At 74.1% G+C, this 19,663-nt stretch carries 20 protein-coding genes; 16 read left to right on the forward strand and 4 right to left on the reverse strand.

The genetic code is table 11. The features are described from left to right. Positions 1-11: 11 nt before the first annotated feature. The 5 genes from ACFW9D_RS17695 (at position 12) to ACFW9D_RS17715 (ending at position 4,781) form a co-directional block, all read left to right on the forward strand. Positions 12-1,541: an NCS1 family nucleobase:cation symporter-1 gene (locus ACFW9D_RS17695; RefSeq protein ID WP_384622964.1), complete on the forward strand. Its 1,530-nt coding sequence runs from the start codon at positions 12-14 to the stop codon at positions 1,539-1,541. Positions 1,542-1,626: 85 nt separating this feature from the next. Next, positions 1,627-2,322, forward strand: coding sequence for a VanZ family protein (locus ACFW9D_RS17700; protein ID WP_384622966.1), 696 nt, complete (start codon positions 1,627-1,629; stop codon positions 2,320-2,322). A 9-nt stretch (positions 2,323-2,331) separates the two neighbouring features. After that, complete coding sequence (locus ACFW9D_RS17705; protein ID WP_384622968.1) at positions 2,332-3,036, forward strand: response regulator transcription factor; 705 nt, start codon at positions 2,332-2,334, stop codon at positions 3,034-3,036. Beyond that, positions 3,029-4,141, forward strand: a complete 1,113-nt coding sequence (locus tag ACFW9D_RS17710; RefSeq protein ID WP_384622970.1) for a sensor histidine kinase — start codon at positions 3,029-3,031, stop codon at positions 4,139-4,141. Before ACFW9D_RS17705 ends, ACFW9D_RS17710 begins: the two co-directional genes overlap by 8 nt. 10 nt (positions 4,142-4,151) lie before the next feature. Further along, on the forward strand, positions 4,152-4,781 hold the full coding sequence (locus ACFW9D_RS17715) for a glyoxalase (protein ID WP_384622972.1): 630 nt from the start codon (positions 4,152-4,154) through the stop codon (positions 4,779-4,781). A gap of 19 nt (positions 4,782-4,800) precedes the next feature. Here ACFW9D_RS17715 and ACFW9D_RS17720 read toward each other — a convergent pair whose 3' ends face one another. Together ACFW9D_RS17720 and ACFW9D_RS17725 are read right to left on the reverse strand one after the other, a co-directional pair. Continuing rightward, on the reverse strand, positions 4,801-5,466 hold the full coding sequence (locus ACFW9D_RS17720) for a hypothetical protein (protein WP_384622974.1): 666 nt from the start codon (positions 5,464-5,466) through the stop codon (positions 4,801-4,803). Between the two features lie 87 nt (positions 5,467-5,553). Continuing rightward, on the reverse strand, positions 5,554-6,570 hold the full coding sequence (locus tag ACFW9D_RS17725) for a carboxymuconolactone decarboxylase family protein (RefSeq protein ID WP_384622976.1): 1,017 nt from the start codon (positions 6,568-6,570) through the stop codon (positions 5,554-5,556). Positions 6,571-6,882: 312 nt separating this feature from the next. On the opposite strand from ACFW9D_RS17725, the gene ACFW9D_RS17730 reads away from it, so the two are divergent. The 10 genes from ACFW9D_RS17730 to ACFW9D_RS17775 all read left to right on the forward strand — a co-directional run bounded on the left by ACFW9D_RS17730 (position 6,883) and on the right by ACFW9D_RS17775 (position 16,860). Beyond that, on the forward strand, positions 6,883-8,010 hold the full coding sequence (locus ACFW9D_RS17730) for a sensor histidine kinase (protein ID WP_384622996.1): 1,128 nt from the start codon (positions 6,883-6,885) through the stop codon (positions 8,008-8,010). Then, positions 8,007-8,687 (forward strand): response regulator, encoded by a 681-nt coding sequence (locus ACFW9D_RS17735; protein WP_384622978.1) that lies wholly within the window; start codon positions 8,007-8,009, stop codon positions 8,685-8,687. Before ACFW9D_RS17730 ends, ACFW9D_RS17735 begins: the two co-directional genes overlap by 4 nt. Positions 8,688-8,696: 9 nt before the next feature. Then, entirely contained in the window at positions 8,697-9,233 is a 537-nt protein-coding gene (locus tag ACFW9D_RS17740) for a DUF4232 domain-containing protein (protein ID WP_384622979.1), read from the forward strand. A 103-nt stretch (positions 9,234-9,336) separates the two neighbouring features. Then, positions 9,337-9,741: a cold-shock protein gene (locus ACFW9D_RS17745; RefSeq protein WP_188336062.1), complete on the forward strand. Its 405-nt coding sequence runs from the start codon at positions 9,337-9,339 to the stop codon at positions 9,739-9,741. Positions 9,742-9,880: 139 nt separating this feature from the next. After that, complete coding sequence (locus tag ACFW9D_RS17750; protein ID WP_384622982.1) at positions 9,881-11,728, forward strand: gamma-glutamyltransferase family protein; 1,848 nt, start codon at positions 9,881-9,883, stop codon at positions 11,726-11,728. A 110-nt stretch (positions 11,729-11,838) separates the two neighbouring features. After that, positions 11,839-12,702: an inositol monophosphatase family protein gene (locus tag ACFW9D_RS17755; protein WP_384622984.1), complete on the forward strand. Its 864-nt coding sequence runs from the start codon at positions 11,839-11,841 to the stop codon at positions 12,700-12,702. Between the two features lie 79 nt (positions 12,703-12,781). Then, positions 12,782-14,194 carry a phytoene desaturase family protein gene (locus ACFW9D_RS17760; protein ID WP_384622986.1) on the forward strand — a complete coding sequence of 471 codons (1,413 nt, stop codon included), beginning with the start codon at positions 12,782-12,784 and terminating at the stop codon, positions 14,192-14,194. Then, the gene (locus ACFW9D_RS17765; RefSeq protein ID WP_188336059.1) at positions 14,191-14,724 is read left to right on the forward strand and encodes an O-acetyl-ADP-ribose deacetylase; all 534 of its coding nucleotides are present in this window, start codon (positions 14,191-14,193) and stop codon (positions 14,722-14,724) included. Before ACFW9D_RS17760 ends, ACFW9D_RS17765 begins: the two co-directional genes overlap by 4 nt. A gap of 166 nt (positions 14,725-14,890) precedes the next feature. Beyond that, positions 14,891-16,357, forward strand: coding sequence for an AlkA N-terminal domain-containing protein (locus ACFW9D_RS17770; RefSeq protein WP_384622988.1), 1,467 nt, complete (start codon positions 14,891-14,893; stop codon positions 16,355-16,357). Between the two features lie 11 nt (positions 16,358-16,368). Further along, positions 16,369-16,860: a methylated-DNA--[protein]-cysteine S-methyltransferase gene (locus tag ACFW9D_RS17775; protein ID WP_384622990.1), complete on the forward strand. Its 492-nt coding sequence runs from the start codon at positions 16,369-16,371 to the stop codon at positions 16,858-16,860. Between the two features lie 4 nt (positions 16,861-16,864). Here ACFW9D_RS17775 and ACFW9D_RS17780 read toward each other — a convergent pair whose 3' ends face one another. Continuing rightward, positions 16,865-17,605: an NAD-dependent deacetylase gene (locus tag ACFW9D_RS17780; protein WP_384622992.1), complete on the reverse strand. Its 741-nt coding sequence runs from the start codon at positions 17,603-17,605 to the stop codon at positions 16,865-16,867. Between the two features lie 63 nt (positions 17,606-17,668). After that, positions 17,669-18,160, reverse strand: coding sequence for an NUDIX domain-containing protein (locus tag ACFW9D_RS17785; RefSeq protein WP_384622993.1), 492 nt, complete (start codon positions 18,158-18,160; stop codon positions 17,669-17,671). 211 nt (positions 18,161-18,371) lie between these two features. On the opposite strand from ACFW9D_RS17785, the gene ACFW9D_RS17790 reads away from it, so the two are divergent. After that, positions 18,372-19,523 carry a glycerate kinase gene (locus ACFW9D_RS17790; RefSeq protein WP_384622995.1) on the forward strand — a complete coding sequence of 384 codons (1,152 nt, stop codon included), beginning with the start codon at positions 18,372-18,374 and terminating at the stop codon, positions 19,521-19,523. Positions 19,524-19,663: the final 140 nt, after the last annotated feature.

Here is a 19,663-nt window from a genome sequence, read left to right on the forward strand (position 1 = left end):
GACTGCTGCCCATGACCGACACCGTCCCACCGGCCCCGCCGTCCTCCGCCCCCGCGGTCGAACTGACCGCCGACACCTACCCGGCCGGCAGCCGCTACGCCAACGAGGACCTGCGGCCCGTCCCGCTCGCCGAACGCCGCTGGACCACGTACAACTTCGTGGCCCTGTGGATCGGCATGGCCCACTGCATCCCGTCCTGGACGCTGGCCTCCGGGCTCGTCGCGCTCGGCATGGACTGGAAGCAGGCGGTCCTCACGATCGCCCTCGCCAACGTCATCGTGCTCCTGCCGATGCTGCTCACCGGCCACGCCGGACCCAAGTACGGCATACCCTTCCCGGTCCTCGCGAGGGCCGGGTTCGGCATCCGCGGCGCCAACCTGCCCGCCATGGTGCGGGCGGCCGTCGCCTGCTGCTGGTTCGGCATCCAGACCTGGATCGGCGGCCAGGGCATCTTCGTCCTGCTCGGCAAGATCTTCGGCGGCTGGGCCGGAGCCTCGGAGGTCGGCGGCTACCCGTGGACCCTGTGGCTGTGCTTCGTCGTCTTCTGGGTGCTCGAACTCGCCATCATCTACCGGGGGATGGACACCCTGCGCCGCTTCGAGAACTGGGCGGCGCCCTTCGTCCTCGTCGGCGCCGTCGTCCTCCTCGTCTGGATCGCGAACAAGGCGGGCGGCTTCGGCCCGCTGCTCCACGAGCCGTCCAAGGTCGGCTGGGGCCCGGACTTCTGGAAGGTCTTCTTCCCCGGCCTCATGGGCATGATCGGCTTCTGGTCGACCCTCTCCCTGAACATCCCCGACTTCACCCGCTTCGGGAAGGGGCAGCGCGCCCAGGTCTGGGGCCAGACGCTCGGCCTGCCCACCACCATGACCCTTTTCGCCCTGATGTCCGTCCTCGTCACGGCCGGTTCGGAGAAGGTCTACGGGGCGGCGATCTGGGACCCGGTCGCGCTCGCCGGCAAGACCGACAACGTCTTCGGACTGCTCTTCGCCCTCATCACCGTCTTCGTCGCGACGATCTCCGTGAACATCGCGGCGAACGTCGTGTCCCCGGCCTACGACCTCGCCAACCTCGCGCCCAAACTCATCAGCTTCCGCACCGGCGCGATCATCACCGGCGTCATCGGCGTCCTCGTCATGCCGTGGAAGCTGACCTCCACGCCCGAGCTGTACATCTTCACCTGGCTCGGCGTCGTCGGCGGCCTCCTCGGCACCGTCGCCGGCATCCTCATCGCCGACTACTGGATCATCCGCCGCACCGTCCTCCACCTCGCCGACCTGTACGTGGCCGGCGGCCGCTACTGGTACACGGGCGGCTGGAACTGGCGAGCCGTCGCCGCGTTCCTCATCGGCGGCGTCCTCGCGGTCGGCGGCTCCTACTCGACCCTGGACGCGAAGGGCCACAAGGCGGGCCCCTTCCCCGTGGACGGCCTGATCCCGTTCCTGAAACCCCTGGCCGACTACGGCTGGGCGGTGGGCCTCGCGGCGTCGCTCGTCGTGTACGTGGTGCTGATGGCGGGGCGGCGACAGGACCGGCAGGCCTGACCCGGCCCCGCCGCGCCGCTGTGTATCGCCGGCGTATCGAAAACGGCATACGCCCCCGCAACAGCCCGCCCTCTCCAATGGAGGCATGAATCACGAGACGACTCTGAGCGTGCCGCCGCCGCCCGGCCGGGTCCGCAGGTTTCTGGGGCCCGGTCTCGCGGTCGGTGTGCTCGCCGCCGTGCTGGTCGTGCTGCGCGGGCCGCTGATGATGGCCGCCCCGGCGTGCGTGGCCGGGCGGTGGCAGGGCTGCTTCGGCACCTTCAACGGCGTGGTGCTCATGACGCTCGTGCTGTTGCCGGTGGCCCTGCTCGTCGCGTGGGTGCTCGCGCGCGGGCGCCGTGCGGCCGGGGTGCCCGACGCGTGGCGGATCTCGCTGGCCGAGGTGGGCATGGTGCACGGGACGCTGCCGTTCCTGTGGATGACCCTGATGCCGGGCGGCGAGGTCGGCGTCGCGCCGCCCCGGGTGAGCCTGGTGCCGCTGCGCGACCTCGTCACGATGGGACCGCTCGGCATCGGCGGCAACCTCCTGGTCCTCGCCTCGATCGGCTTCTTCGCCCCGATGCGCTGGGCGGCCGTCGCGACCCTGCCGCGGATCCTCGCGCTCGGCGCCGGCTGCTCGGTCCTGATCGAGACCGCCCAGTACGTGTTCCGCCTCGACCGCGTGTCCTCCGTGGACGACGTCCTCGTCAACGCCGCGGGCGCCGTGCTCGCCGGCCTCGCCTCCCGCCGCCTGTGGCGCACCCGGAGCGCGCATACGGCGGCGATACGCGCCGCTGCTTAGGCTGCGGACATGCGCGTACTGATCGTGGAGGACGAGCCCTACCTCGCCGAGGCCGTCCGGGACGGGCTGCGTCTGGAGGCGATCGCCGCCGACCTCGCGGGCGACGGGGACACCGCCCTCGAACTGCTCGACGTCAACGCCTACGACGTCGCCGTCCTGGACCGCGACATCCCCGGGCCCTCCGGCGACGAGATCGCCCGGCGCATCGTCGCCTCCGGCAGCGGCATCCCGATCCTCATGCTCACCGCCGCCGACCGCATCGACGACAAGGCCTCCGGATTCGAGCTCGGCGCCGACGACTACCTCACCAAGCCGTTCGAGCTGCGCGAGCTGGTGCTGCGGCTGCGCGCCCTCGACCGCCGGCGCGCGCACTCCCGGCCGCCCGTCCGGGAGATCGCGGGACTGCGCGTCGACCCGTTCCGCCGCGAGGTCTTCCGCGACGGGCGGCACGTCGCGCTCACCCGCAAACAGTTCGCCGTCCTCGAGGTCCTCGTCACCGCCGAGGGCGGCGTCGTCAGCGCCGAGGAACTCCTGGAGCGGGCCTGGGACGAGCACGCCGACCCGCTCACCAACGCCGTCCGCATCACCGTCTCCGCCCTGCGCAAACGGCTCGGCGCGCCCTGGGTCATCGCCACCGTGCCCGGCGTCGGCTACCGCATCGACACGGGCGGCCCCGGCACGGGCGCCGGCGGCACCGGCGGCACCGATGGCTAGGCGCCCCCGGCTCAGCGCCCGGATGAAGCTCACCCTGAGCTACGCCGGGTTCCTCGCCGTCGCAGGCGCCCTCCTGATGGCCGTGGTGTGGATGTACCTGCTGCGCTACGTCCCGGACAAGGACAAGGGCCTGCTCGGGATCTCGCCCAACCGCTACCTTCTCGTCCGCATCTTCTTCCCCCGGGCCGCCGTGGCGATGGGCTGCCTGCTCGTCCTGGGCCTCGTCGGCGGCTGGCTCCTCGCCGGACGGATGCTCGCCCCGCTCACCAGGATCACCGACGCGGCACGCACCGCCGGGACCGGATCCCTGTCCCACCGCATTCACATGACGGACCGTCAGGACGAGTTCCGCGAACTCGCCGACACCTTCGACGCCATGCTCGAACAGCTCGAGTCGCACGTCGCCGAACAGCAGCGGTTCGCCGCGAACGCCTCCCACGAGCTGCGCACCCCGCTCGCCGTCACCCAGACCCTCCTCGACGTCGCCCGCCGCGACCCCACCCGGGACCGCGAGGAGGTCCTCGCGCGCCTGCAGTCCGTCAACACCCGCGCGATCGACCTCACCGAGGCCCTCCTGTTGCTCAGCCGCAGCGACCGCGGTCACGTCACCCGCGAACGCGTCGACCTCTCCCTCGTCGCCGAGGAAGCCGTCGAGACCCTGCTCCCGCTCGCCGAACAGCGCGGCACCACCCTCGACGTCACCGGCTCGCCGACCCGCACCGACGGCTCGCCGGAACTCCTGCTCCGCATGACGACGAACCTGGTCCAGAACGCGGTCGTGCACAACCTCCCCACCGGCGGCACCGTGACGGTCCACACCGCGCAGGACGGCGACACGAGCGTGCTGACGGTCGAGAACACCGGCCGCCCGGTCCCCGCGGACCTGCTGCCCACCCTCACCGAACCCTTCCAGCGCGGCACCGAACGCGTCCGCACCGGCGAACACCCCGGGGTCGGCCTCGGCCTCGCCATCGTGCACAGCGTCGTCCGTGCCCACGACGGCACCCTCGACCTCACCGCGCGCCCGACCGGCGGTCTCCTCGTCACGGTCCGGCTGCCGAGCCGGTCAGGAATCGAGAAGCACCGACCGGGCCCGCCCGCCTAGCGTGAAGCGCATGAACTCCCTCGCAGCCCTCACCATCGAAGCGACCGACCCCGCGTCCGCCGCCACCTTCCTGATCAGCGCCTTCGGCCTCGACCCGGAGCAGATCCGGGTCCGCGCGGCCGAGGCCCCGAGCGACGGGTTCCGCGGCTTCACGCTGTCGCTGACCGCCGCCCAGCCCGCCGACGTCGACCGCCTCTTCGAGGCCGCCCTCGCCGCCGGCGCCACCGCGCTCAAGCCCGCCGGCAAGTCCTTCTGGGGCTACGGCGGCGTCGTCCGGGCCCCCGACGGCACCATCTGGAAGCTCGCCAGCTCGGCGAAGAAGAACACCGGACCCGCCACCGGCGCGATCGACGACGTCGTGCTCCTGCTCGGCGTCGAGGACGTCAAGGCCAGCAAGCAGTTCTACGTGGAACAGGGCCTAGCGGTGGCCAAGAGCTTCGGAGGCAAGTACGTCGAGTTCACCGCCGCGCCCGGCACCGTCAAGCTCGCCCTCTACAAGCGGTCCGCCCTCGCCAAGGACGCAGGGGTGCCCGCCGACGGCTCCGGCTCGCACCGCGTCGTGCTCGGTGGCACGGGCGGCCCGTTCACCGACCCCGACGGCTTCGCCTGGGAGACCGCCTCACTCACCGCGGCACCCTGAACCGGACGACCGGGCTCGCTCAGCCCTTGCCGGAGCCGAGCCCGGCGACCGCGTCCCGCGCCGCCCGTATCGCGCCCCCGGTCATGGTGTCGGCCGACGGCGCGCCCTTGGACTCGAAGTCGCTGCCGTTGAAGGTGACCGTCACCAGGACGTTCCCCTTGCGCACCGCGACGACGGCCTCCCGGGTCTCCTGGCCGTCCTTCTTCATCAGCTCGGTCGTCAGCCGGGCCTCGTCCCCGATGTCCTGCGCCTTCGCGCCGGAGTCGGCCCCGGCGGCCTCCCCGGCGGAGGCGAACAGCTGCTTGGCCAGGGCGTCGGACCCCTTCACCTCGAAGGTGACGTCCAGCCAGCGGTAGTCGTACCCCTTCAGGGCGCTCCACGAGCAGCCGCGCCGCACCTTCGCGTCCGTCGCCGACAGCTCCTTGCCCGCCGCCTTCGCCCCCGGCACCAGCGCCGCGACCGTCTTCGCGGTCACGGTGCCGCACGGCACGGGCGGCTCGGCGTACGTCTTGGCCGCCACCTTGGCACTGGGACTCCGCGGCGCCGATGAATGCGGCGCCGCCTTGTTCTCGGTGTCGTGCGGCGGGGACATCGGGCCGGTGGAGTACGCCCAGCCGGCACAGGCGAGCACGGCGACGGGCAGCAGCCGGACGGTCAGGGCGACCGGGAGCGGCAGAGAACGCACGGTGTACGTCCTTACGTCGGGGGGTGGGGGACGTCAGTCTCACACGAGTTGCCGCGCGGGTATACGCCCACTTCCGTCACATCCGCATCACACTGCGGCATCGTCCGCGGACAGCAGCGCCTCCACCGGCAGCGCCGACTCGATCCGGTCGACGGCGGCGAACGCGCCGTACGCGATCAGGTGCACCAGACAGTGGTCCGTGAACGGTGGCACCTTCCACGCGGCCACGTCCTGGTCCGTGATCCGGTACGGGGCGAGCGCGGCGAGGACTGCGAGCCGTGCCCCCGGCCGGTCCCCGCGGTCGGGCAGCCCCGCCCAGCCGGCCGGCGGATGCGTGCCGTCCCACTGCGCGACGGTCTCCTGCACCAGCGCCAGGTCCCCGTCGTCGAGGAGCCCCGCACCCTTCGTCGCGGCGGTGCGCAGCGCGTCGTAGGCGGGCCCGACCGTGGTGCCCGCCGCCCACGCGGGACCGGCTCCCGGCGCGTCCAGGAGCGGGAGCGAGGCGCCCGGCGCGTGCTCGGCGCGCACGACCTCCGTCATGCTGCGGCTCGCCAGGGACCGTACGGCCTGGAACTTCGCGCCACCGCCGGGCAGCAGCCGGTCCTTGGTCAGCGCCGACACGATCCGGTTGATGAAGTGGAAGGACAGCGCGGTGCCCACGGACGACGCGAGGTCGGTGCGGGCGAACGGCGCCGGGGCCAGCAGCGGCGAGCCGGGGACGCGGGTGGCGCGGCCCCAGTCCAGGAGCCGGGCCGCCCGCTCGTCGCGCGGCCGCGTGTCCTGGACCACGGCCGTGCCGAGCTCGTGATCGCCGTTCGCGTGCAGCAGCACGGCGTGCGCCTGCACACAGAACGGGCAGCGGTTCGCCAGCGAGACGCCGGACGCGACCAGCTCCCGGTCGGTGCGCGAACCACTTCCCGCGATGAGCGACTCGCGCATCAACGCCCAGACGGGGGCGAGCAGTTCGGGCGCCGACGACAGGGCGACCAGCGGCACGGGGTGGGCGATGCCGAAGTCGGTGGCCGACTGCGCGTAGACGGCCGCGGCGGTGCCCGTGGCGGACCGGGGGGCGGGCGGGGAGGTGTAGCGGTACGGGCCGGGCATGACGGGCTCCTCGTTCGTTCGGTCGGTCCGCCGGGCAGGGTGCTCCGGGTCCCGCTCAGCCTCGCCCTCGCGCCCTGTCCTGCGCGTCGTACGGCGGAGCCGAGCCGCGTCTACTCCCGGGGGAGTAGACCGGCGGCCGGGACGGTCCCCACGGGGGAGTGGCCGCAGGCGCCGGTCCCGCTAGCCTGCCCGTGGACGCCCGCAGCCGACCGTGAAAGGGGCGCCGTGGCCGGAGAGTCGAGGCACGAGAGGGCCGGTGCCGAGCAGCGGGCGGCCGGGGGGCCGGTCCCGGCGGCCGGAGCCGCCCTCGCCCTGACCGTGGGCGCCGTCGTCGTGTCCGGCGCGGCCCTCGCCCACGGTGCCACCCCCGTCGACTACGTCCTCATGTCCGGCTCCGCCGCCGCGCTCGCCGGGTACGCCCGCGCACCGCGCGCCGTGCTCCTGGCCGTCGCGGCCCTGACCTCGGTGTACGTGATGCACGCCGCCCCGGGTCCGCTCGCCGCGCTGCCCGTGATCGGCGCCGTGCACATCGCGTCCCGCGCCGGACACCGGGGGCTCGGCGCGGCGGTCGCCGGGGTGTTCCTCAGCCTCTACGTCGTCCGGGACGCGTTCGCGGCCGACGGCGCCGCGGGCCGGGGCATGCTGCTCGCCGGCTGGTTCGTGTGCGCGGTCGTCACCGGGCTCGCCGACCGGAACTGGCAGCGGTACCTGCATCAGACCGAGCAGCGCGCCCTGGAGGCCGAACGCACCCGCGAGGAGGCCGCGCTGCGCCGGGCCGGTGAGGAACGACTGCGCATCGCAAGGGAGTTGCACGACTCCCTCACCCACAGCATCTCGATCGTCAAGCTGCAGGCCGGCGTCGCCGTGCACCTCGCCCGCAAGCGCGGCGAGGAGGTGCCGCAGGCGCTGCTCGCCATCCAGGAGGCGAGCGGCGAGGCGATGCGCGAACTGCGCGCGACGCTCGACGTGCTGCGCGCCGACGAGCCCACGGGCGGCCCCGCCCCCCTCGTCGAACGGGCCCGCTCGGCAGGCCTGCCGGTGGCGCTGCGCATCGAGGGCACCGAGCGCCCGCTGTCGGCGCCCGTGGAGCGCACCCTGTACCGGATCGTGCAGGAAGCCCTCACGAACGCGGCCCGGCACGCGGGCCGCGACGCGCACATCGAGGTCCGCATCGCCTACGGCACACAGGAGTTGAGCGTCGCCATCACCGACGACGGGACCGCCGACCCGGCCCGGGCGCCCGTCGAGGGCACCGGTCTGACCGGGATGCGCGAGCGCGTCCAGGCGCTCCACGGCACGCTCGTCGCCGGGCCCCGGCCGGAGGGCGGCTTCGAGGTGCGGGCCCGGCTGCCGCTCGCACCGGGCCCGGCCGGGCCGCCGGCGCCCCGCGCGCCGCAGGCCACGCCCGAGCCCGCACCGGTGGCGGGGGCCGACCGGTGATCCGGGTGGTGCTCGTCGACGACCAGGCGCTGATGCGGGCCGGCTTCCGGGCCCTGCTCGACGCCGAGGACGGGATCACGGTGGCGGGGGAGGCCGGGGACGGGGAGAGCGGCGTGGAGCTCGTCCGGCGCGTCGTGCCCGACATCGTCCTCATGGACGTACAGATGCCCGGCGCCGGAGGCATCGAGGCGACCCGCCGCATCGCCGGGGACCCGGCGCTCGCCGACGTCCGCGTCGTCATGCTCACCAACTACGGATTCGACGCCTACGTCTTCGACGCGCTGCGCGCCGGTGCCTCCGGCTTCCTGCTCAAGGACAGCGAGCCGGAGGACCTGCTGGCCGGGATCGGTGTCGTGGCGCGCGGCGACGCCCTCCTGTCGCCGTCCGTCACCCGCCGGCTCATCGGCGAGTTCGTCGCCCGGCCGCCGGACCGCGCGACCGCGCCCGGCCTGGAGGGCCTCACCCGGCGCGAACGCGAGGTCACCGCGCTCGCCGCGCGCGGCCTCACCAACGAGGAGATCGCCGGGCACATGGTGATCAGCCCGTTCACGGCCAAGACTCACATCAGCCGTGCCATGACCAAGCTCGGCGCCCGCGACCGCGCCCAACTCGTCGTGTTCGCCTACGAGTCGGGCCTCGTCACCGCCCGGACCCGGGGCGCCGGCAGCGCTCCGTAGGATCACCGCATGACGACCCGACGCCTCGCCTCGCTCGCCGCGGCAGCGCTGCTCCTGGCGGGCTGCGACAGTGCCGCACGGCCCGACACCATCGAGGTGGCGCCGAGCACCCGCCCCTGCCCCGACTCCGGAATCCGGCTGACCACGGGGCGCACCGAGGCGGCCGCGGGCCTGCGCGCCCTGAGTGTCACCCTCACCAACTGCGGCCGGGCCACAGTCGAGCTGAACGGCTACCCGCGCCTGACCCTGCTCGACGCCGACGGCGAGCCCGTCGAGCACGTCACCGTCCTCGAAGGCACCGACGAGATCACCACCGGCATCCGCGACGACGGCCCGCACCGCATCACCGTGCGCCCCCACGCCGGCGCCGTCACCAGCCTCGTCTGGCGCAACACCTACGACGACCTGACCCGGCCCCCCGTCACCGCGCCTCACGCCAGGATCGACCCCGGCCTCGGCCGCGGCACGACCACGCTCACCCCGTACGCGCCCTTCGACCTCGGCAGCACCGGGAAGCTCGGCACCACCGCCTGGAAGCCCGCGTGACACCCCCGCCCTGACGCACACCCGGGACCGGGCCCGCTAGGATCCGCAGAAATCGGTGCGGACACGGACGGCTGGTCCGCCGAGGTGGTTGGGGGTGGTCGGCATGACGGCCGGTCGAGTGGTGCGCTTCGACGGACAGCGCGGGTACGGGTTCATCGCGCCGGACGACGGCGGCGAGGACGTCTTCCTGCACGTGAACGATCTCCTCATCCCCGAGTCGTATCTGCGCACGGGCCTGAAGGTCGAGTTCGAGATCGAGGACGGCGACCGCGGCCCCAAGGCCTCGTCCGTGCGCCTCGCCGAGGGCGCGACCGCCCCGGCCCCGGGCCGGCACACGGCCGCCGAGGGCGACGACGTCCTGTGCGACGTGCTGCGCGTCGACGAGTTCACGAACGAGATCACCGAGCTGCTGCTGCGCGCGGCCCCCTCCCTCACCGGCGAGCAGATCCTCGCCGTACGCCGCGAACTGGTGCAGAACGGCCGCAAGCACGGCTGGGTCGACAGCTGACCGGAGGCCTTGCCGGCACCGCGCCCGGCCGGCGCGGCGAGACGGTCCGGGATCCGGACACGTCCCTTGTCGCGCACGGGGGCCGAGCCATACGTTCCGCTTGTTCGCCGCACGCCGCCGCGCAGCACGAGGAGCCTTCTTGTTCACGACCCGGCCGACTCTGCAGGGCACCTTCGGCATGGTGTCCTCCACGCACTATCTCGCGTCCCAGTCCGCGATGGCGGTCCTGGAGCGCGGGGGCAACGCGTACGACGCCGCGGTCGCCGCGGGCTTCGTGCTGCACGTCGTCGAGCCGCACCTGAACGGGCCCGCGGGCGAGGTGCCGATCATCCTCGCCCCGGCCGGCGGCGAGGTCCGTGTGCTGTGCGGGCAGGGGGTCGCCCCGGCCGGCGCCACCGTCGCCCACTACCGCTCCCTCGGCCTCGACCTGGTCCCCGGCACCGGCCCCCTCGCGGCCGCCGTCCCCGGAGCCTTCGACGCCTGGATGCTGCTCCTGCGCGACCACGGGACCATGGAGCTCGCCGACGTCCTCGCGTATGCGATCGGATACGCGCGCGACGGCCACGCCCCCGTCGAGCGGGTCGGCGAGACCGTCGCGACGGTGCGCGAACTGTTCGAGACCGAATGGCCGTCCTCCGCCGAGATCTACCTCGTCGACGGCGAGCCCCCGCGCCCCGGCGAACTGCTGCGCAACCCGCAGCTCGCCGCCACCTGGCAGCGGCTCGTGGAAGAGGCCGAGGAGGAGGCGGGCGGAGCCGGACGCGAGGCCCGGATCGAGGCCGCCCGGCGCGTCTGGCGCGAGGGCTTCATCGCCGAGGCCCTGGTCCGGCAGGCGGGCCGACCCACCCTGGACACCAGCGGCGCCCGTCACACCGGCACCCTCACCGCCGCCGACCTCGCCTCCTGGGAGGCGTCCTACGAGGCGCCCGCCACCTACGACTGGCGCGGCTGGACCCTGTGCAAGGCCGCCGGCTGGAGCCAGGGCCCGGCCTTCCTCCAGCAGCTCGCCCTGCTCCCGCCCGAACTGCCCGCGTACGGCTCGGCCGACTGGGTCCACCTGCTCGTCGAGGGCTGCAAGCTCGCCATGGCCGACCGCGAGGCCTGGTACGGGGACGCCGCCGAGGTCCCCGTCGACGCCCTCCTCTCCGACGCCTACAACACCGCCCGGCGCGCCCTCGTCGACCCGGAGAAGGCCTCGTACGAACTGCGCCCCGGCAGTCCGCTGGGGGAGGAGCCGCGGCTGAGCGCGCACGCCCTCGCGGTGGCCTCCGGAGCGGGCGAGTTCGACGTGCCGGGCGTCGCGGGCGCCGGCGAACCGACGGTCGCCAAGAGCCCGACGTCCCCGGTGCCGGGCGAGCCCGACGTGCGCGAGGACGGACTGACCCGCGGCGACACCTGCCACCTCGACATCGTCGACCGCTGGGGCAACATGGTCGCCGCGACCCCCTCCGGCGGCTGGCTCCAGTCCAACCCCGTCGTGCCCGAGCTCGGCTTCCCGCTCGGCACCCGGCTCCAGATGACCTGGCTGGAGGAGGGCCTGCCGAACTCGCTCACCCCGGGCCGCCGCCCCCGCACCACGCTCACCCCCTCGCTCGCCCTCAAGGACGGCGTCCCCGTCATGGCGTTCGGCACGCCCGGCGGCGACCAGCAGGACCAGTGGCAGGTGCACTTCTTCCTCGCGGTCGCGCTGCGCGACTGTGTGCGCGGCGGGCTCGACCTCCAGGGCGCGATCGACGCCCCGAACTGGCACAACGACTCCTTCCCCGGTTCCTTCTTCCCGCGCGGCATGCGCCCGGGATCGGTCACCGTCGAGTCCCGCATGGACGCGGAGGTCGTCGCCGAGCTGCGCCGGCGCGGCCACGACGTGACCGTCGGCGACGCCTGGTCCGAGGGCCGGCTGTGCGCCGTGGCCCGCGACCCGCGCACCGGAGTCCTGTCGGCCGCCGCGAACCCGCGCGGCATGCAGGGCTACGCCGTCGGACGCTGACCGCCGCGGGCACGGGACGGGTCGGTGGTGGAACCGCGATTTCAAGGCGATTCCACCGCCGGTTCACCCCGCGGGAACGCGATGTCTGCGGGGCGTGTTCTCATGGAGGCATGATCGAAACCATCACGGAAAGCATCGACGACTTTCTGTCCCGCCATGTCACCGACCGGCTCGTCACGGACGTCGAGCGCATCGTCCGCGCCGCGGCCGCCGCCGAGATCACCCCGCGCTTCCGGCAGCTCGCCGCCCACGAGATCGAGCAGAAGAGCGCCCCGCACGACCTCGTCACCGTCGCCGACAAGCGCGCCGAGGAGTACCTCACCCGCGAGCTGCCCGCCCTGCTGCCCGGCTCCGTCGTGGTCGGCGAGGAGGCCGTCGCCGCCGACCCGACGACGTACGAGGCGCTGCGCGGCTCCGCCCCCGTCTGGATCGTCGACCCCGTCGACGGCACCCGCCAGTTCGTCCACGGCGACCCCGGCTTCTGCACCCTCGTCGCCCTCGCCCTCGACGGTGTCGTCCTCGCCTCGTGGACGTACGCGCCGGCCCTCGGCGAGATGGCCGTCGCCGTCCGCGGCCGCGGCGCCCGGCTCGACGGCGAGCTGCTCGTCGCCGGTTCCCCGGCCCCCGGCGAGGACCTGCGCATCGCCACCTCGCACCCCGACTACACGACGGACGACCAGAAGCGCGCCCTGCTCGGCCTGCGCGCGGACGGCTTCGCGCCGCGCCCGTGCGGCTCGGCCGGCCTGGAGTACCTCGCGGTCGCCCGCGGCGCGCTCGACGCCACCGCGTTCAGCTGGGAGCTGGCCTGGGACCACGCCGCGGGGCTGCTCCTCGTCGAGGAGGCGGGCGGCGCCCACCTCACCGGCGCGGGCGTCCCCTTCGCCGTGACCGGCGGCAATGTGCTGCCCTTCACGGCGGCCCGGGACGCCGCCACCGCGCGGCGCGTGGCGGGAGCGCTCTCGGCCGGGGCCTGACCCCGGCGCTGTCGGCACCCCGGCATATCCTGGGCGGGCAGTGGCCGTCGGCTGACGAAGGAGTCCGAAGGTGCCGTCGATGTTCGATGCCGTCGTGGTGGGTGCGGGGCCGAACGGGCTGACCGCTGCCGTCGAACTGGCCAGGAGAGGCTTCTCCGTGGCGCTGTTCGAGGCGCGGGACGCGATCGGCGGCGGAGCGCGCACCGAGGAACTGACGCTCCCCGGCTTCCGCCACGACCCCTGCTCGGCCTCCCACCCCCTCGGCATCAACTCCCCGGCGTTCAGGGCGATGCCGCTGGACCGGTACGGCCTGGAGTGGGTGCACGCCGACCTGCCCATGGCGCACCCGTTCCCCGACGGCACCGCGGCCGTCCTGTCCCGTTCCGTCGCGGAGACCGCCGCCTCGTTCGGGCCGCGCGACGCGGGCCCGTACCGCCGCCTGGTCGAGCCGCTCCTGCACCGCTGGGACACCCTCGTACGGGACTTCATGTCGCTGCCGCTGAGTTCGCTGCCCCGCGACCCCGTCGGCCTCGCCCGCTTCGGGGTGAACGGACTGCTGCCCGCGAGCCGGCTCATGCGGCGCTTCCACGACGAGCGGGCGCCCGCCCTCTTCTCCGGTCTCGCCGCCCACACCATCGCCCCGCTGAACGGCCTCGCGACCGGCGGCATCGGCCTCGTCTTCGCCCTCGCCGCACACGCCCGGGGCTGGCCCGTCGCCCGCGGCGGCTCCCAGGCCGTCTCCGACGCGCTCGCCGCGTACCTGAAGGACCTCGGCGGCGAGATCCACACCGGCTACGAGGTCAAGCGGCTCGACGACCTGCCGCCGGCCCGTGCCTACGTCTTCGACACCTCGCCCACCGCCCTCGCGCGCATCGCGGGGCTCGGCCGCTACTACGACCGGTTCCGGTACGGGGCCAGCGTGTTCAAGGTGGACTACGCGCTCGACGGGCCGGTGCCGTGGACCGCGAAGGAGGCCCGGTCCGCGGGCACGGTCCAGGTCGGCCCGTACCGCTCCGACATCGGGCGGGCGCTGCGGGAGGCCTCCGGCGGGGAGCGGGCGCCCGAGACGCCGTTCCTCATCACCGTGCAGTCCAGCCTCGCCGACCCGACACGTGCGCCCGAGGGCAAGCACACGTTCTGGGCGTACGGGCACGTGCCGAACGGGTGGGACGGGGACCTGACCGACGCGATCGAGCGCCAACTGGAGCGGTTCGCACCCGGGTTCAGGGATCTCGTGCTGGCCCGCGCGACCATGGGGCCGCCCGAGCTCGCCGCGCGCAACGCCAACTACGTGGGCGGGGACATCGCCGCCGGGGCCGCGGCCGGGCTCCAGGTCCTCCTGCGGCCCAAGCTGTCCCTCTCCCCGTACACGACCCCGCACCCGGCGGTCTTCATCTGCTCCTCGTCCACGCCGCCCGGCCCCGGCGTGCACGGCATGTCGGGGCACAACGCGGCGAAGGCCGTCTGGCGGAGACTGAGGGACCGGTCATGAACACACGCGACACACGGATCACGCTCGTACGGGGCGACATCACGGAGCAGGAGGTCGACGCGGTCGTCAACGCGGCGAACTCCTCGCTGCTCGGAGGCGGCGGCGTCGACGGGGCCATCCACCGCAAGGGCGGGCCGGAGATCCTCGCGGACTGCCGCGCCCTGCGGGCCTCGCACTACGGGAAAGGACTGCCGGCCGGGCGGGCCGTCGCGACCACGGCGGGGCGGCTGCCGGCCCGCTGGGTCATCCACACGGTCGGTCCCCGCTGGTCCGCCTCGGAGGACCGGAGCGCGGTGCTGGAATCCTGCTACCGGGAGTCGCTGCGGGTGGCCGGGGAGCTCGGGGCGCGGAGCGTGGCGTTCCCGGCGATCTCCACCGGCATCTACGGGTGGCCCCTGGAGGACGGGGCGCGGGTCGCCGTGACGGCGGTGCGGGACTTTCTGGGAGCCGGCAGGGCGGGGCTGGACGAGGTCCGGTTCGTGGTCTTCGACGAGCGGGCGTTCGAGGCGTTCTCGGCGTATGTGAGCTGAGCGCCGTAGGGGTGCCCTCCGTTGCCGGGCACGGGTGCGGGTGAGTCGTGGCTGGTCGCGCAGTTCCCCGCGCCCCTCAACGCACACTTCGTGCGCCCCCGGGACGCTCACGTCCATGTCGGATTCTCGCCAGCCAAGCGCTTTCTCCGTGACCGATGCTGGAGACATGTACACCGATACCGAGCGGTGCGTGCGGGCCGTGCAGGCCAAGGACAGCCGGTTCGACGGCGTGTTCTTCACCGCCGTCGTGACGACCCGGATCTACTGCCGGCCGGGCTGCCCCGCCGTACCGCCCCGGCCCCGGAACATGGTGTTCTACCCGAGCGCCGCCGCCTGCCAGCAGGCCGGGTTCCGGGCCTGCAAGCGCTGCCGGCCCGACTCGACCCCGGGCTCGCCCGAGTGGAACCAGCGCGCGGACCTCACCGCCCGCGCCATGCGGCTGATCGGCGACGGCGTCGTCGACCGCGAGGGCGTGCCCGGCCTCGCGCGCCGGCTGCGCTACAGCGAGCGCCAGGTCGAGCGCCAGCTCCGCGCCGAGCTGGGCGCGGGCCCGCTCGCCCTGGCCCGCGCCCAGCGCGCCCAGACCGCCCGGCTGCTCATCGAGACGACGGGCCTCGCGATGGCCGACATCGCGTTCGCCGCCGGATTCGCCTCGGTCCGCTCCTTCAACGACACGGTCCGCGAGGTCTTCGCCCTGCCGCCGAGCGAACTGCGCGACCGGGCGCCACGAGCGCGGACCGGGGCTCCCGGGGCCATCACCCTGCGCCTGCCGTTCCGCACGCCACTGAACCCCGACAACGTCTTCGGCCACCTCGCCGCCACCGCCGTGCCCGGCGTCGAGGAGTGGCGCGACGGGGCGTACCGGCGCACGCTGCGGCTCCCGTACGGGTACGGGATCGTGGCGCTGACCCCCGGCCCCGAGCACATCGGCTGCCGGCTGATCCTCACCGACCAGCGCGACCTCACCGTCGCCATCAGCCGCTGCCGCCGCCTGCTCGACCTCGACGCCGACCCCGTCGCCGTCGACGACCAGCTGCGCGCCGACCCGCTGCTCGCCCCGCTCGTCGACAAGGCGCCGGGACGCCGGGTGCCGCGCACCGTCGACGAGGCGGAGTTCGCGGTGCGCGCCGTGCTCGGGCAGCAGGTGTCCACGGCGGCCGCCCGTACCCACGCGGCCCGGCTGGTCCGCGCCCACGGAGACCCGGTCGAGGACCCCGAGGGCGGCCTCACGCACCTCTTCCCGACCCCGGACGCGCTCGCCTCGCTCGACCCCGAGTCCCTCGCCCTGCCCGGCACCCGCCGCACCACCCTGCTGACGCTCGTACGGGAACTGACCGACGGGGGGCTCACGTTGGGACCCGAGTCGGACTGGGACGAGGCGCGGGCGGCGCTCGCCGCACTGCCCGGCTTCGGCCCCTGGACCATCGAGGCCATCGCCATGCGGGCCCTCGGCGACCCCGACGCCTTCCTGCCCACCGACCTCGGCATGCGCCGCGCGGCGCGGCAGCTGGGCCTGCCGCACACCCCGGCCGCGCTCACCGCGCGCGCGGCGGCCTGGCGGCCCTGGCGCGCCTACGCGACCCAGTACCTCTGGGCCACCGACGACCACCCGATCAACTTCCTGCCCGCGTGAGGGAACGCACCATGGACCAGCTCAGGCAGCACACCGTCATCGACACCCCGTACGAACCGTTCACCCTCGTCGCCACCGACGGTGTGCTGTCCGGCCTCTACATGACCGGCCAGCGCCACCGTCCGGCCGAGGAGACCTTCGGCGAGCGCGACGAGCGGCCCTTCGGTGCCGTTGTCGAGCAACTGGAGGCCTATTTCCAGGGCGATTTGAAGGAGTTCGACCTGCCGCTCGACCTGCACGGCACCCCGTTCCAGCGGTCCGTGTGGGAGCGGCTGCGGCAGATCCCGTACGGCGAGACCCGTACCTACGGCGAGCTCGCGGAGGCGCTCGGCAATCCGGGGGCCTCCCGCGCGGTCGGCCTCGCCAACGGGAAGAACCCCGTCGGCGTGATCGTGCCCTGCCACCGGGTGGTCGGCGCCGACGGCAGCCTCACCGGCTACGGAGGCGGCCTGCCCCGCAAGCGCCGCCTGCTCGACTTCGAGCGCGGCACCGCCCTGTTCTAGCCCGTCAGCCCTCGGCCAGTTCCCGCAGCAGCCGGGGCAGCGCCGTCCCGATCGGTTCGCGTACGACGGTGTCGGCGACGTCGTCGTACGGCGTCGGCTCCGCGTTCACCACCACCAGGCGCGCCCCCTGCTCGGCGGCAAGACCGGCCAGGCCCGCCGCCGGGTGCACCTGGAGGCTGGAGCCGACCGCGAGGAACACCTGGCACGCCTTCGTGATCGCGACGGCCTCGCCGATCACCATCGGATCGAGCCGCTCGCCGAACATCACCGTCGCCGGCTTGAGGATGCCGCCGCACGCCGGGCAGCCCGGGTCGTCCTCGCCGGCCTCGACCCGGGCGAGGGCCGCCTCCATGGGCCCGCGCTCGCCGCACGCCGTGCAGACGACGCGGCGGGTCGACCCGTGCAGTTCGATCACCTTGCGCTCGGGCAGCCCGGCGCGCTGGTGCAGCCCGTCCACGTTCTGCGTGACGACCCGCACCGGGACCCCGGACGCCGCCAGGTCCACGATCGCGCGGTGCGCCGTGTTCGGCTCCGGGTTCAGGGCGCCGGTCCGCAGCCGCATCAGCCAGGAGCGGCGCCTGATCTCCGGGTCGTTCATGTAGTACTCGTACGTGACGAGCTTCTCGGCGTCCGGATCCTCGCGCCACAGCCCCTTCGGCCCGCGGTAGTCGGGGATGCCGGAGTCGGTGCTGATGCCGGCGCCGGTCAGCAGGGCGACGAGGGGTTTTCCGGTCGAGGCGCTCATGGGGACAGATCAGACCAGGCAGCCGGGCCGGCGTCCACCGATTTCGGACGCCGGCGGCCGAGGTCAGCCGACGGGCCGCCCGCTCTCGAGCTCGACGGTGCCGGATCCGGAGGACAGGACGTCCAGGGCGTTGGTGACCCGGCCGTGCAGCGTGCCGAGGAGGTAGGTGCCCAGCTCGTCGTGCGGGACGAACCGCCACGACAGCAGCTCCTCCTCCTGGAGCCGGATCGCGGCGATCCGCTCGGCGTCCAGCACCCCGCCGTCGTAGAGGTAGGCGACGATCGGCGGCCGCCCCGGGCCCGGCACCCAGTCCACGACGAGCAGCCGCCCGAGGTCCACGTCGAGCCCGATCTCCTCCAGCGTCTCGCGCCGGGCGCCCTGCCGGGGCGTCTCCCCGTCGTCCGACTCCACCGTGCCGCCGGGCAGCGCCCAGCCCTCGCGGTAGTTCGGCTCGACCACCAGGACGTGCCCGCGCTCGTCGCGGAACAGCGCGGCGGCGCCGACCAGCACACGGGGGAGTCCGGCAATGTACGTGGCGTAGTCCAGGGTGCTCATCCGGCTCAGCCTAGCGAGCGACGGCGTCGTTTGATCGATCGTTTTCCAGATCCGGACGCCCTACTGTGTGCGTATGTCTACTGATTTATCCGGGCGAGTCGGCGTTCCGCGAGGCGGACGACCATGGGCAGGGAGCCCCTCCTGCGGTTAAGGTCGCAGCGGCGCGACTGCCTTGTTTCGAGCAAGGCCCGAACAGCAAGGGGAGAGCAAGGTGGCGGACGCTGCACAGGCCGCGCGGCACGTGTTGATCGCGGCGGACAAGTTCAAGGGCTCGCTGACCGCGGTGCAGGTCGCACAGCGTGTGACGGCGGGACTGCGCCGGGTCGCGCCCGACGTCGAGGTCGAGGCGGTGCCGGTCGCCGACGGCGGTGACGGGACCGTCGCGGCGGCCGCCGCGGCGGGCTTCGAGCGCCGCGAGGTCGAGGTGACCGGGCCGCTCGGCGAGAAGGTCACCGCGGCGTACGCGCTGCGCGAGGGCACCGCGGTCGTCGAGATGGCGGAGGCCTCGGGCCTCCAGCTCCTGCCGGAGGGCGTTTTCGCCCCGCTGACGTCGACCACGTACGGATCCGGCGAGGTGCTCCTCGCCGCGCTCGACGCGGGCGCGCGCAGCATCGTCTTCGGCGTCGGCGGCAGCGCCACGACCGACGGCGGCGCCGGCATGCTCGCCGCGCTCGGCGCCCGCTTCCTGGACGCGTCCGGGGACCCGGTCGCGCCCGGCGGCGGCCCGCTGGCCACGCTGGCCTCGGCCGACCTGTCGGGCCTCGACCCGCGCCTCGCCGACGTCGAGATCGTGCTCGCCAGCGACGTGGACAACCCGCTGACGGGCCCGAAGGGCGCGCCCGCGGTGTACGGCCCGCAGAAGGGCGCGACGCCCGAGGACGTGGCCGAGCTGGACGCCGCCCTGGACCACTTCGCGAAGGTGCTCGGCGAGTCCGTCGGGCCCGCCGCGCTCGAGTACGCGGCGTCGCCGGGGGCGGGTGCCGCCGGCGGCATCGGGTACGGGGCGCTCGTCGGCCTCGGCGCGAGCTTCCGGCCCGGGATCGAGGTCATGCTCGACGTCCTCGGGTTCGCGCCGGCGCTCGCGAAGGCGACGCTGGTGATCACCGGTGAGGGGTCGCTGGACGAGCAGACCCTGCACGGGAAGGCGCCGGCGGGGGTCGCGGCCGCGGCCCGGGCGGCCGGGATCGAGGTCGTCGCGGTGTGCGGGCGGCTGGCCCTGCCGCCGGAGGCGCTCGGCCGGGCCGGTATCCGCCGCGCCTACGCGCTCACCGACCTGGAGCCGGATGTGGCGCGCTGCATCGCCGAGGCGGGGCCCATCCTGGAGGACGTGGCGGAGCGCATCGCGCGAGATTTCCTGAGCTGAGGCCGGCTCGGCTCCTCGCCGTAGCTCCGCCGGTCCCGTCACCGCCCGCGGCCCGGTGGGGCGTCTCGCGCAGTTCCCCGCGCCCCTGAGATGCACACCCTTCGGGTGGCATCTCCCCGAGGAGGCGCAGCCTCCTCAGG

Origin of the sequence: Streptomyces sp. NPDC059524, assembly GCF_042749255.1 — a bacterium.
Taxonomy (GTDB): Bacteria; Actinomycetota; Actinomycetes; order Streptomycetales; family Streptomycetaceae; genus Streptomyces; species Streptomyces xanthii.

Bases quoted from the DNA above. Each gene is read 5' to 3' on its own strand.
- ACFW9D_RS17695 (WP_384622964.1), top strand. From the start codon at position 12: ATGACCGACACCGTCCCACCGGCCCCGCCGTCCTCCGCCCCCGCGGTC.
- ACFW9D_RS17700 (WP_384622966.1), top strand. From the start codon at position 1,627: ATGAATCACGAGACGACTCTGAGCGTGCCGCCGCCGCCCGGCCGGGTC.
- ACFW9D_RS17705 (WP_384622968.1), top strand. From the start codon at position 2,332: ATGCGCGTACTGATCGTGGAGGACGAGCCCTACCTCGCCGAGGCCGTC.
- ACFW9D_RS17710 (WP_384622970.1), top strand. From the start codon at position 3,029: ATGGCTAGGCGCCCCCGGCTCAGCGCCCGGATGAAGCTCACCCTGAGC.
- ACFW9D_RS17715 (WP_384622972.1), top strand. From the start codon at position 4,152: ATGAACTCCCTCGCAGCCCTCACCATCGAAGCGACCGACCCCGCGTCC.
- ACFW9D_RS17725 (WP_384622976.1), bottom strand. From the start codon at position 6,570: ATGCCCGGCCCGTACCGCTACACCTCCCCGCCCGCCCCCCGGTCCGCC.
- ACFW9D_RS17740 (WP_384622979.1), top strand. From the start codon at position 8,697: ATGACGACCCGACGCCTCGCCTCGCTCGCCGCGGCAGCGCTGCTCCTG.
- ACFW9D_RS17745 (WP_188336062.1), top strand. From the start codon at position 9,337: ATGACGGCCGGTCGAGTGGTGCGCTTCGACGGACAGCGCGGGTACGGG.
- ACFW9D_RS17755 (WP_384622984.1), top strand. From the start codon at position 11,839: ATGATCGAAACCATCACGGAAAGCATCGACGACTTTCTGTCCCGCCAT.
- ACFW9D_RS17760 (WP_384622986.1), top strand. From the start codon at position 12,782: ATGTTCGATGCCGTCGTGGTGGGTGCGGGGCCGAACGGGCTGACCGCT.
- ACFW9D_RS17765 (WP_188336059.1), top strand. From the start codon at position 14,191: ATGAACACACGCGACACACGGATCACGCTCGTACGGGGCGACATCACG.
- ACFW9D_RS17770 (WP_384622988.1), top strand. From the start codon at position 14,891: ATGTACACCGATACCGAGCGGTGCGTGCGGGCCGTGCAGGCCAAGGAC.
- ACFW9D_RS17775 (WP_384622990.1), top strand. From the start codon at position 16,369: ATGGACCAGCTCAGGCAGCACACCGTCATCGACACCCCGTACGAACCG.
- ACFW9D_RS17780 (WP_384622992.1), bottom strand. From the start codon at position 17,605: ATGAGCGCCTCGACCGGAAAACCCCTCGTCGCCCTGCTGACCGGCGCC.
- ACFW9D_RS17785 (WP_384622993.1), bottom strand. From the start codon at position 18,160: ATGAGCACCCTGGACTACGCCACGTACATTGCCGGACTCCCCCGTGTG.